Here is an 11898-nt window from a genome sequence, read left to right on the forward strand (position 1 = left end):
ATGGTGGTCATGCATCACATACCTGATTGGATCCCTTATTTATTGCGGGATATTACTTGGCATAAGGACAGAAGTACGCCTACCATTTATTTAACTTTTGATGACGGGCCTGTGCCCGGAGTAACAGATTTTGTGCTGGAGCAATTGTCAAAAAAAGACATGCAGTCCACCTTTTTTACGGTAGGAGACAATATTCGAAAAAACCCTTCCTTAGCAAAAGAGGTGTTGGATGCAGGACATAGCATTGGGAACCATACCTTTCATCATCTAAAAGGTACCAAAACCTCCCATTGGGCTTACCTGAAAGATACTATTCGCTGTCAACATTGCTTGGAAGATGAGTTGAATTTTTCTCCCACTCTATTTAGACCACCTTATGGGCTCATGAGCAGGTTGCAATATGGCAGTTTGAAAGAGTCTTTTGAAATTGTCCTTTGGGATGTATTGAGCGGGGATTATGATATGCAACAAGATGCGGCAACTTGTCTGCAGAAAGCCAAGCAGTACACACAGGGAGGCAGTATCGTACTTTTTCACGATCAAGAAAAAACACGTGATAAAATCAGGAAAATTCTCCCGGATTTTTTGAGTTGGGTGGAGGATCAAGGGTTTGTAACAGCTAGTTTATGATAGAGGGAGTGGTTTTTGGGATTGTGATTGGGCTGATAGTTCAGGATTTGTTGTTGTTGGGTTTTTTAAAGTGGAATTTTAAGTCGTTTGAGCTCCTTTCTAGTAAACAGCAGGCAAAATTGCCATTCGTCAGCATAGTAATTCCTTTCCGCAACGAAGAGAATGCAATTCCCAAGATTTTGGAGTCTTTAGATAAATTAGACTACCCAGCTGATTCTCTTCAACTTTTGCTCGGAGATGATGGATCTCAGGATAGGACGGGAGAGCTGTTACAGGCATGGTCCAAGTCACGTTTGCATGTGAGTTTTTTTTCTTTGAATAAACCAGATGATTTTACTGGGAACGGGAAAGCTTGGGCCTTGCAGCACTTGTGTAAACATGCTACAGGTGAGTTTTTGTTATTTACAGATGCAGATTGTGAAGTGCCCGCGAGTTGGGTCACATCCATGGTTGGAGCTGCCATATCCGCAGATGCAGCTATGGTCACAGGGGTCACTCAGGTGGAAGAAACCAATATATTTGCAGTCATGCAATCCCTCGATTGGTGGTTGAATCTTGGGATGGTCAAAGTTGTATCTGACTTGGGAACCAATATCACCTCTATGGGGAATAATATGTTGATTAGAAGTGATTTTTATCAATTGACTGGGGGCTTTCAGCAGACTTATCACAGCTTGACAGAGGACTTTGAGATGGCTCGATGCATCAAAAAGGTGGGTGGGAAGCATATACACTTGGTCAGTCAGAAGAATTTAATTCAGACACAGCCGATTCCAAGATACCGTGGATTATTGGAGCAACGCAAGCGCTGGATGCGTGGAGCTATGGGACTTCCACTCTATTGGAAAGTTTTATTGGGGCTGCAAGTCTTGTTTTTTCCAGCAATCTTGATGCTTGTTTTTTTATCGTTTTGGAAAGGAATTTTTCTTTGGCTGTTCAAATTGCTAATGCAGTCTCTTTTTCTCTTATTTTTTGCTTCAAAAACCCGTAAAAAAATGAAAATTTGGCATTTATGCCTTTTTGAACTTTATTATTTCTTTACCACTTGGTGTACGATAGTTTATTATTTTTGGCCTGGTAAAACAGTTTGGAAAGGCAGAAAATACGCATAAGGCGAACAAGCTTTCTTCAAATAGTGTTTTATCTCTACATCGACTAAACCTATTGACACCTGTGGCTTACATTGATTCCCACGTGCATATCTACTCTTCCAAGTATGATGAGGACCGCGATACCGTTGTTCAGTCTGCTATAGAGCAAGGAGTAGAGAAATTATACATGCCCAATATTGATATTCCTTCCATTGATGCGATGCTGGAAGCCGAACACCGCTACCCAGGTGTCTGTATCCCAATGATGGGATTGCATCCATGCGATGTGAGTAAGGATTTTGAAAAAGACTTATACATCATGGAGGACTGGATTTCCAAAAGGGCTTTTGCCGCTATTGGAGAGACAGGAATTGACCTATATTGGGATAAGACCTTTTTCGAGCAACAAAAAGAGGCCCTCCGTATTCAGACCCAATGGGCAAAAGCGAAAAATTGGCCGATTGTCTTGCATTGCCGGGAAAGTATGGAGGAAGTATTGGAAATCATCCAAGCAGAACAGGATGGAACATTGAAAGGGATCTTTCATTGCTTTTCTGGAACTTTGGAGCAAGCGCAAAAAGTTGTAGAGTTGGGATTCCTTTTGGGAATAGGAGGCGTTGCTACTTTCAAAAACGGAGGGCTACGGCCGATTTTACCTGCGATTGGTCTAGAACATTTGGTGTTAGAGACAGATGGCCCATATTTGGCACCTACTCCGCACCGAGGTAAGCGAAATACGCCTGAGTATGTTCCTTTGATTGCCCAGGTAGTGGCAGATATTTTGGAGAAACCGTTGGTCGAGGTGGCTTCTGTAACTACAAAAAATTCCCTGAATATTTTTCACCCGATCTCTTAGTCCTATGAATTATAAAATTGTACGTCTCAATACAGTTGCCAAAAGTGAGATTACTTCTTCGGTACTGATCATATATACCGGAGGAACCTTGGGTATGTCCTATGATGCATCAGGCGCCTTGGTTCCATTCAACTTTGGGCAAATCCTGGACAAAATTCCTACGCTCACACATATGAATATCGCCATTACGGTGATTTCCTTCCCTGAGCCTATTGATTCTTCTAATGTGAATATGCAGCATTGGGTGGATATGGCTTATATCATCTATGAGAATTACGATAGCTATGATGGCTTTGTGATTTTGCATGGGACAGATACCATGGCGTACTCTGCCTCTATGTTGAGCTATATGCTGAGTGGTTTGACCAAGCCGGTAGTCTTTACAGGAGCGCAATTACCGATTTCAGCCATGCGTTCGGATGCTCGTGAGAATTTGATGACCGCCTTGGAAATTGCGACAGCAAAAGCCAATGGACGCCCGATTGTTCCTGAGGTGTGTATCTTTTTCAATCACATGCTACTCAGGGGTAACCGATGTAAAAAGGTGCAAAGTGTGCATTTTGATGCCTTTGAATCTGAAAACTATCCTCCTTTGGCGGAAGCAGGGATTATCATCGATTACAATTTTGCGGCTATACAGCCTTTCGATGAAGGGAAAAAACTCTTTTACAGCAATAAAATGGATAATCATGTGATGATTGTCAAGCTGTTTCCAGGAATTACAGAAAAAGTATTGGATGCTTGCTTTGATATGGAGGGTTTGAAGGGAGTAGTCTTGGAAACCTACGGTTCGGGTAACAGCCCAAGTGATAGTTGGTTTACAAGTTCCATCAAACGAGCCATTGCCAAGGGTTTGATTATCCTCAATGTATCTCAATGTAACGGAGGTCGGGTGATTCAAGGACGTTATCAGACGAGTAAAGACTTGTTGGATATGGGTGTATTGAGTGGAGGGGATATTACTACAGAGGCAGCGATTACGAAGATGATGTTTTTGTTGGGGAACGAAACCAATAAGCAATTGATCAAGCAAAAACTCATCACCCCGTTAGCAGGGGAGATGTCCTTGATAGGGATGAGTTGATTTTTTTCAGGCAATAGTTGCAAAGGCTGCGATAAATTCATTTCTTTGCACTCCGATTGAGAATCGACCACACAGAGAGGTGTCCGAGTGGTTGAAGGAGCACGCCTGGAAAGCGTGTATACCCCTAAAGGGTATCGAGGGTTCGAATCCCTTCCTCTCTGCCAGGTAGAAAAACAAAGCCTTCAAAAGCCTTCAAAATTAAGCTTTTGAATTCCTTTATTAAGTTTTTCTACAAGTGAAAAACCCAGTTTAAATCGTATTTAAGCGGTTTTTCGTCAAATTTTCACAAATTATCAGCTAAAAAGACCTGCACTCAGCGAATGCAGGTCTTTTTGTTTTTTAAGCCAAAATCTTCAATTTTTCCCAAAATTGAAGTGAGTCCTAGGTGAGTCTTTTTAGATGAAAAAAAGACTCACCTAGGAGGGGTTTAAGAAACTGAAAATCAACATGTTCTAGGGCTGAATATCTTGCCAAAAGACTCACCAAATAGTAATTTAAACCTTTAAAGTGAGTAAACATGATTGAAAAAACGTTTTCCCTGCTGTATTATCTCAAACCTTCAAAAAACGATAGAAATGGTTTGAAATCTATTTACATGAGAATCACGGTTGATTCCCAGCGATTTGAAATGTCAACCAAATACAAATGTCATCCCGATAAATGGATGGCCTCCGCCAATAGAGTGAAAGGCAAAACTGAAGAGGCTCGTATGATTAATTCGTATTTGGAAACATTGCAGCTAAAAGTTCATCAAGTAAGAAAATATTTATTAGATAATGATAAAGAGATTTCTCTCGAAAATATCAAAAATGTTCTTCAAGGTAAATCTGAACAGAACAGAAAGATCCTGGAAATATTTGCAGAGCATAATCAAAAAATGGAAGCCTTGGTTGGGAAGGAATTTGCAGCGGGCACATTAGAACGATACAGGACATCACTTGAGCATACAAGAGCGTTTATCCAATGGAAGTATCAGAAAGATGACATTGAAATCAAAAAACTCGATTATGATTTCATCTCGGATTATTCTTTTTGGTTAAAATCTATAAGAGGTTGTGCACACAATACAACGGTAAAGTATCTGGCAAATTTTAAAAAAATCGTATTAGGCTGCATCAAAAGAGGTTGGCTTGTAAGAGATCCATTTATCGGGTTTAAAATGGCTAAAAAGGAAGTTCCTAGGCATTTCCTTACAGTAGAGGAATTGGACGCCTTAGAGCAGAAGTTTTTTGAGATAGCACGGCTGGAACAAATCAGAGATATTTTTCTTTTTAGCTGTTATACTGGTTTGGCTTACATTGATGTTAAGAAGCTTAGAAGAGATCAGATTTTTGTTGGAATGGATAAGGAAAAATGGATTGCTACCAACCGCCAAAAGACAGAATCAAGTGTACGGCTTCCTTTGCTTCCCAAAGCCCAAAAGCTTATGGATAAGTACAAAGATCACCCTAAATGTGAGGCAGAAGGGTTGATTTTGCCTGTGCTCAGTAATCAGAAGATGAATGCTTATTTAAAAGAAATTGCTGATTTATGTGGTATAAAAAAGGAACTTACGTTTCATATTGCTAGACATACCTTTGCCACTACTGTAACACTCAGCAACGGTGTCCCTATTGAAACTGTATCCAAAATGTTAGGACATAAATCGCTTAAACAGACGCAGCATTATGCTAAAATTGTTGATTTAAAGGTTAGTGAGGATATGCGGACATTAAGAAATAAAATGGAGATGTAATAGTAAAGTTAAAATCATCAGAAAGTTTAGATAAAAATCAATCATTTATTTGACTTTCGAAAAAACACAAATCTACCTTCTAGAAAGATTTTTGAATTGTAACATGAACAGTCTATTAAAAACTAAACTCTTTTTATTTTCATTATTCTTAAGTATGAATTCTTGAGGAAAATTTAATTTTAGGTTCTATAGTGTATATTGACCGGTATTCTTATAGTCTAAAAAAATCAAAACCATGCCACTAACCCCCTACCATGCAAAATACTTCGCTTTTGAATTGACTAAAAGAGTACCGTCTGACTCGGTGGAAAAATTAGCTTCTGCGCTCGTGGATGCGCAGGTTGACCTGAACCCCCATCAAGTGGAAGCTGCTTTATTTGCGTTTAGATCACCTCTTTCGAAAGGAGCTATTTTAGCTGATGAAGTAGGGCTTGGAAAAACCATCGAAGCAGGTTTGTTGATCTCCCAAAAATGGGCTGAGCGTAAAAGAAAAATTCTAATCATTTCCCCTGCAAATCTACGAAAGCAATGGGGTCAGGAGTTATTGGATAAGTTTTTTATTCCATCTGTGATTTTGGAATCCAAATCCTTTAATGAGACTATAAAAAATGGCAATCTCAATCCATTTGAGCAAAGAGATCTGATTATCATTTTTTCTTTTCAGTTTGCCAAAAGCAAAGCACCTTATATTTCACATACGCCTTGGGATTTGGTCGTAATCGATGAAGCGCATAGGTTACGAAACGTTTATAAGCCTGGGAATATCATTGCAAATGTCCTAAAAAGAACCCTAGAGCCCTTTCCTAAAGTTTTGTTGACCGCCACACCACTCCAAAATTCTTTACTGGAACTTTATGGCTTGGTTTCCATTATTGATGACCATGTATTTGGTGATCTGAAAAGCTTCAAAGCGCAATACAGTAGGGTGGAAACCAGTCCAGACCCCAGTATATATGAGGAACTGAAGGAAAGACTTAAACCTGTATCCATCCGTACGCTTCGAAGGCAGGTGCTCGAATATATCAAATACACAGAAAGAAAAGCTTTCGTATTTGAATTCTTCCCTTCTGACAGGGAACAACAATTGTACAATTTGGTTTCTTCATACTTACAAAGACCAAAATCCTATGCTCTCCCAGCTTCCCAAAGAAAGCTTATGACTTTGGTCATGAGAAAACTTTTGGCTTCTTCCTCTTTTGCCATTTCAGGTACATTTAGGAAAATGCAGGAAAGATTGGGGGCCATACTCCAACGCCATGAAGAAAGAGAAGAAAATCTATGGGAAAGTTTTTTGGAAGTGGAATATGAAGATTATGATGAACTTAAAGATGAATGGGGTGAAGAAGAAGATACCCCTGAAGAAACTTGGTTAACTGAACTTGAACTCCTTGAAGTCAAGGAAGAATATGAGCTTCTTGGCACCTTTGCTGATTTAGCAGAGTCAATTGAAGTGAATGCCAAAGGAGAAAAGCTAGCTGCTGCACTTGAAGCAGGTTTCCTTGAAGCTGAAAAAAGAGGTGCTCCAAAGAAAGCTATCATTTTTACGGAAAGTAAACGTACCCAAAGTTACCTTTTAGAATTACTCTCACATAAAGGGTATAAAGATAAAATTGTGCTTTTCAACGGTACTAACACAGATAAAGCATCCAAATCAATCTACCAAAAATGGATTGTTGCAAATAAGGAATCAGATAAAGTCACAGGTTCTCCTACTGCTGATATGAGAGCGGCCTTGGTAGATGAATTCAAAGAAAGGGCAGAAATCATGATCGCTACTGAAGCAGCCGCAGAAGGAATTAACTTGCAGTTTTGTTCTATTGTGGTCAATTACGATATGCCATGGAATCCCCAAAGAATCGAGCAGCGGATAGGAAGATGCCATCGCTATGGTCAGAAATACGATGTGATTGTAATTAACTTCCTCAATAAAAGGAATGCCGCAGACGAACGAGTTTATAAATTATTGAATGATAAGTTCAATTTATTCAATGGAGTGTTTGGTGCTTCGGATGAAGTTTTGGGTTCCATAGAATCCGGTGTGGATATCGAACGGAGAATAGCCCAGATTTACCAAGAAAGTAGAACGGAGGAGGAAATTAATGAGAGTTTCAATCTTCTACAGCAGGAATTGGAAGAAAGTATTTCTCAACAGATGACCACGACCAAACAGAAATTGCTGGAAAATTTTGATGAAGAAGTTCATGAAAAGCTTCGGGTCAATCTGATGGAGAGTAGGGAGTACATTTCAAAATACGAATCCTTTTTGTGGAAATTGACACAGTTTGCATTAAATGGCAAAGCTATATTTAATGAAGATGAGCTGTCTTTTGAACTGCAAGAGCCTCTTTTTCAAACATCAATTGGTAATTATAAAATCGGAAAACAAGAGAATTCTCATCAATACACGTACCGTACCCAACATCCTTTGGCTCAGGCTATCCTTTCTCATTGGAATGAAAAATTGCTTCCCTCAAATGAAGTCGTATTTGATTATACAAGTACTCCTAAAAAAATCACGCTCTTGGAACCTTTTGTCGGGAAAAGTGGATGGCTAGAGTTAAGCCGTCTATACATCAAATCCTTTCAGGACGAAGATTATCTGATCGCCGCTGGTCTAAGCGATGATGGAGAAATGTTACCTGCTGATCTTATTCCTCGCTTCTTTTCATTGGAAGCTCATGTTATTGATGAAACAACACTTCCAGTGAAAGAAAAAGAAATGCTTCATCAAATGATTCAAACTGAATTCAAGCAGGCCCAAGAACTGTCTATGGAAAGAAACACCCAGTATTTCAGTGAAGAATACGAAAAGTTGGACCACTGGGCAGATGATATGAAAATCAGTCTGGAAAAAGAATTAGCTGATTTAGATGCAGAAATAAAGCTAAAGAAATCTGAAGCAAGGAAAATCACTGAACTCAAAGCCAAGGTAGCTGCCCAACGAGAGGTCAAGGACTTAGAAAAAGAAAGAAATGAGAAGCGGAAAAAGCTCTTTGAAGCCCAGGATTCCATCGAACAACAAAAGGAAAAATTACTTTCAGAAGTAGAGAACCAGCTCAATCAAGGAGAAGAACTTAAGACTCTTTTCACCATTCGATGGAAAATTATATAACTGTCATTTAATTTGTTATGGTTTAAATTACCATAAAGCCAATTATCGACTAATCTATTTTAACATTTTTTAGTAATTTTATTTTAACCTTTAGGGTTAAAGAAAAAATTAAAACACTATCTTTGTCATGAAGATTAACTACCAACCAAAAAAACTCGAAAAAACCACGCAGGACTTCAAGGCTATTTCCAAAAATTATGGAACAAGGGCAAAAAAAGTAATACAAAGGCTTGAAGAAATGAAAGCTGCCGAAAACTTGGAAATCCTAAGAAAGATTCCTGCGGCAAGGTGTCATGAATTAAAAGAAAACTTTAAAGGATATTTAGCAGTGGATATATCTGGAAACCATAGAATCTTTTTTAAACCAGATCACGATCCTCCTCCAAAAAAGGATGACGGAGGCCTCGATTGGACCACGGTCACAGCAATCACCATAACTGCTATCGGAGAAGATTACCACTAAATCCGATAGATTTCAGTAAAACCAAATCAACACAACAAACCCTATGAAACTGCGAACCCTCGAAGATATACAGCTGGCCAAAGAAATGATTTCTCCGCCAGGTGATACCCTTTTGGAAACAATTGAGTATAAAGGTATTTCCCAAACTGATCTTGCCAAAAGAATGGGAAGGCCTATCAAAACCATCAATGAAATCATTCAAGGCAAGGCTCAAATCACTCCTGAAACAGCTATTCAACTGGAACGGGCTTTGGATATTCCAGCCTCTTTTTGGTTGGAGCGGGAGAGGAATTACCGATTGGAATTGGCAGAAATCGAAGATGCTGAACAATTAATACAGCAGAAGGATTGGTTGAAAAATTTTCCAATGAAAGAGATGATGGCTTTGGGTTGGTTGCTACCAAAATCCAAGGAAGTTGTCGATTTGATGGATGCCCTCTTGAAATTCTTTGGGATTGGAAGTAAGGATGCTTTTTATGAAGCTACCTGCTATGCCTACATCGAAAATTCGGCTTTTCGATTGACTAATCAAGAAAAGAAGAACCCCTATGCCTTAGCGGCTTGGCTAAAACAAGGAGAAAAGCAGGCTGAACAAATGGAGGTAAAAATATTTGATAAGAAGCTTTTCAAAGCCAATCTAGAAAAAATAAAAGACATCATGGTAGCACATCCGGAAGATTTCTTTGCTCAATTGCAGCAGTTATGCGCTGAGGCTGGAGTAAAATTGGTGTACACTCCAAAATTACCCAACAGCAAAGTACATGGTTCAACTCGATGGTTGAATGATACTCCACTTATCCAGCTATCCAATCAGTTTAAGCGAAATGATATTTTCTGGTTTACTTTTTTCCATGAGGCTGGGCATATTTTGAAGCACGGGAAAAAGGAATTGTTTGTGGAGGGAATAAATTATTCAGAAGAAGGTAGGGTAAAAGAGAAGGAAGCTGATGATTTTGCCATAGAAATGACATTTTCCGAGAAAGAAGAGCTAGAATTTCTAGGTATCAAGGGAACATCAGGTTGGTCTATCGATCAAGTTATTTCTTTTGCAAAAAAGATCAATACCCATCCAGCCATTATCGTTGGAAGACTGGAACACAAAGGTTTATTGAGTCATGGACAAGGAGTGAAGTATGGGATAATTGAAAAAATTGAATTGTAAATGCCAAGATCACTTAATTCGACACAGGTTAAAGATTGGTTTAAGCCACAAAATAAAACACCTTTACCTTCTAATTCGTCAGGTTATTCTTGTAGTCAAAAGGTGGTTTTTGAGGGGGAAGAGTTTGATAGTAATGTTAGCCAATTATTAGATTTTAATTTTCTAGGTGGGCTCGAGTTTATTGGGTGCAATTTTAGTAATGGTTTATTTTTTAAAACACTAAAGGTAAGAGGTGGTCTGAAATTCGATAATTGTAAATCTCCGACTTTACCCCAAATTAGACCAGGGCTACATTTTCAAGATTTTGATATTGACAGCCTTGAAATCACAAATTGTATTTTAAGTCATGGGGTATATTTTGAAAAACCTTCATCATCAAACATAAAGAATCTAATCAATACACTTTCAATAAAAAATGGATCTTTTCCCGTCGGTGGATTAAATATTGTTAGAACAGAAATAAAATCAGGTTTCCATTTAAAAGGCGTTTCCGACTGTCAAAACCTAATAATCAAGGATTGTCAAATTGGGAAAATTTCGGACATTGATAACTTTAAAACCAAGCAAATAAATATCGGTGGCAAGGATCTTGTTTTTAAAGACAACTTAAATATTTGGAGAGTTAAAGGTTTAGATAAACTTTCAATTACTTCCGGGAAATTTGAAGGTGACATTAAGATAATCAAACCAATAATTTCCGATAAAATGGATTTTCAAAATCTGGAGATCTCAAAAAGTTTAATAATTGATTACAAAGATGAACAAAGTGAGAATCTTCCTAATTACTCTTTTCCTGAAATATATTTTAAAGGATGCACGGTAAACGAAGGTTTTTATTTAAGAGGAGAAAACACTAATTGTAATAAAATAACTATCCCTTTTTCACCTCAAATTAAAGGAAGGCTTTCTTTTTATGGAACCAATTTTAAAGAATTACATTTTTCCGGAACAAACTCTGATAATAACATTTCTTTTAATAATTGTGGGTTTGGTAAGTTTCATCTTAATGACTTTGTGAATTTAAAAATATTATCAATCAATGGTTTAAACGCAGCATTTCAAGAGGATAATAATTCAGAAATACAAATTACTGATTCAAATCTTGGGACATGGGTGCTTTCTAATTTTAATTTTAAATCGTTCTCTAAAATTATTTGGAAAGACAGTTTGGTGTCCGATTTAAAAACCTCATCAATAAAATGGTTTGAGGATAATACACTCCAAATAGACGGTGAATCAGACCCAAACACATGTTTAAGAAGACGGGAACTTTATAGGCAGTTAAAACTTGCCAGTGAAAAGGAAGGTGACAGGATTTCGGCCTTAGAATTTAAATCTAGGGAGTTAAAAGCTTATTTCAATGCACTCAAAGTTCTAAATAAAAAATGGTGGACAATAGACAGGATAACTCTTTGTTTAGGACTTACCAATAATCACGGTCAAAACTGGTTCTTACCTCTTGTGTTGATTTTAGCATTTACGACATTTCCATTTTATCCGCTAATTTTAATGGCTGCGGATTCTGAAATATCACTTTGCTGTTTAGAATGTGATTTCATCAGCTTTAAAACTTTTGGAAATAAATTCTGCAATTATGGAGCAGTATGGCCAAGTCTTTTCAATCCAGCAAGAAGAATCAGTGGTTTATTTCCAGAAGCTGAAAATTCATTTGCTCTAGGATTTTGGGATGGTTTACAGAGGATAGTACTAGCCTTCTTCATCTTCCAAATCGTTTCTGCCTTTAGAAAGTTTGTAAAGTAGATTA

General features: G+C 38.0%; 9 protein-coding genes and 1 tRNA gene. All 10 read left to right on the forward strand.

Annotated elements, in window-relative coordinates:
- Positions 1-9 precede the first annotated feature (9 nt).
- Complete coding sequence (locus ACXIUD_RS06515) at positions 10-630, forward strand: polysaccharide deacetylase family protein (protein WP_458051818.1); 621 nt, start codon at positions 10-12, stop codon at positions 628-630.
- Positions 627-1742: a glycosyltransferase gene (locus tag ACXIUD_RS06520; RefSeq protein WP_458051819.1), complete on the forward strand. Its 1116-nt coding sequence runs from the start codon at positions 627-629 to the stop codon at positions 1740-1742. Before ACXIUD_RS06515 ends, ACXIUD_RS06520 begins: the two co-directional genes overlap by 4 nt.
- A gap of 61 nt (positions 1743-1803) precedes the next feature.
- Positions 1804-2577, forward strand: a complete 774-nt coding sequence (locus ACXIUD_RS06525) for a TatD family hydrolase (protein WP_458051820.1) — start codon at positions 1804-1806, stop codon at positions 2575-2577.
- 4 nt (positions 2578-2581) lie between these two features.
- Positions 2582-3661: an asparaginase gene (locus ACXIUD_RS06530; RefSeq protein ID WP_458051821.1), complete on the forward strand. Its 1080-nt coding sequence runs from the start codon at positions 2582-2584 to the stop codon at positions 3659-3661.
- 73 nt (positions 3662-3734) lie between these two features.
- Positions 3735-3825 (forward strand) — tRNA-Ser (locus ACXIUD_RS06535).
- A 353-nt stretch (positions 3826-4178) separates the two neighbouring features.
- A complete protein-coding gene (locus tag ACXIUD_RS06540; protein ID WP_458051822.1) occupies positions 4179-5396 on the forward strand; it encodes a site-specific integrase in 1218 nt (405 codons plus the stop codon).
- 235 nt (positions 5397-5631) lie between these two features.
- A complete protein-coding gene (locus tag ACXIUD_RS06545) occupies positions 5632-8508 on the forward strand; it encodes an SNF2-related protein (RefSeq protein ID WP_458051823.1) in 2877 nt (958 codons plus the stop codon).
- Positions 8509-8635: 127 nt separating this feature from the next.
- Entirely contained in the window at positions 8636-8971 is a 336-nt protein-coding gene (locus ACXIUD_RS06550) for a type II toxin-antitoxin system RelE/ParE family toxin (RefSeq protein WP_458051824.1), read from the forward strand.
- 43 nt (positions 8972-9014) lie between these two features.
- Positions 9015-10133 (forward strand): HigA family addiction module antitoxin, encoded by a 1119-nt coding sequence (locus ACXIUD_RS06555; RefSeq protein ID WP_458051825.1) that lies wholly within the window; start codon positions 9015-9017, stop codon positions 10131-10133.
- Entirely contained in the window at positions 10134-11894 is a 1761-nt protein-coding gene (locus ACXIUD_RS06560; RefSeq protein ID WP_458051826.1) for a hypothetical protein, read from the forward strand.
- The last annotated feature ends 4 nt before the right edge of the window (positions 11895-11898 follow it).

Source organism: Mongoliitalea sp., assembly GCF_054166905.1.